Consider the following 574-nt stretch of genomic DNA (forward strand, 5'->3'; position numbering starts at 1 on the left):
CGTCCGGTGCCAGGCCGCTGTCGCGGCGACGAGGCCCAGCCCGGTGGTCAGCACAGCCCCCGCCTGCAGCCACGCGTTCACGTCGGCAGGCCCTTGGCGCCAGGCGGGGGCGTCGTCTCGCTCCGTTCGATCTCGGCCCGTTCCTGGGCGATCTCCCGGCCGAGGAAGTAGTTCAGCGCCGTCCGGATGGCCGCGATGGCCGCCAGCTGCCCGATCTCGGCGAAGCTCGGCGCGACGGCCGTGCGCAGCACGTCCCCGGCGAGCTGGAATTCCAGGCCCAGCACCAGGAACCGCCCCAGACTCAGCCTGATCCGGTTGAACCCCGCCACCTTGCCGCGCCCGCGCATGCCCGCGCGTACGAACTGCGCGAACGCCCATACGGCGCCGATGAAGATGATCAGCGCGCCCGCGGACTCGACCAGTCTGACGAGCAGGCCGATCGCATCGCGCAGGGTCGACTCGGCAAGCACTTCCGCCGACAGGGTCATGCGGGTGCCGGTACCCCCTTACGGAGCCGACGACGCCCTGTGTCGTGACGATGCCACTGGGGAGTGATGCCGCAAGACCGCGAGGC

At 71.3% G+C, this 574-nt stretch carries 1 protein-coding gene; it reads right to left on the bottom strand.

What is annotated here, in order from left to right; all coding sequences use genetic code 11:
- Positions 1-77: 77 nt before the first annotated feature.
- On the bottom strand, positions 78-488 hold the full coding sequence (locus KUM32_RS40345) for a DUF1622 domain-containing protein (RefSeq protein ID WP_217146666.1): 411 nt from the start codon (positions 486-488) through the stop codon (positions 78-80).
- Between the last annotated feature and the right edge of the window lie 86 nt (positions 489-574).

The sequence above is a fragment of the Streptomyces sp. AC627_RSS907 genome, from assembly GCF_019049165.1.

Excerpts from the sequence above, each read along its gene's own strand:
- KUM32_RS40345 (WP_217146666.1), bottom strand. The coding sequence starts at position 488 with ATGACCCTGTCGGCGGAAGTGCTTGCCGAGTCGACCCTGCGCGATGCG.